Source organism: Chromobacterium sp. ASV23 (assembly GCF_016428945.1).
GTDB lineage: Bacteria > Pseudomonadota > Gammaproteobacteria > Burkholderiales > Chromobacteriaceae > Chromobacterium > Chromobacterium sinusclupearum.
In genome coordinates, this window is record NZ_JAELTR010000281.1 from 1 (window position 1) to 276 (window position 276).

Here is a 276-nt window from a genome sequence, read left to right on the forward strand (position 1 = left end):
CGGTGGTGAAGGCGTTGAAGGTCAAGGGTCCGCTCGAAGTGGGCAAGGACCTGACCGGTACTTACCAGTTTGATGCCAACAACGGCAACGGTACCGACAAGTCGACGTTTGCCTGGGGCGAGAAGGGTAAGACCGACGCGGCCAAGGGCGAAGTGATTGCCCAGTCGGGCGTCGTGCCGGCGCACACCATCGTGGCGGCGGATGCCGGCAAGGTGCTGGAAGTGGGCGTGCAGGCGAAGAACGGGGCCAATGCGGTGGGTAACACCGTCAAGGTGG

1 protein-coding gene is annotated in these 276 nt (G+C 63.4%); it reads left to right on the top strand.

The window, feature by feature from the left end; genetic code table 11:
- Positions 1–276 (top strand): hypothetical protein (locus JHD59_RS22620; RefSeq protein ID WP_199155917.1); only part of this gene is annotated, 276 nt, incomplete at both ends.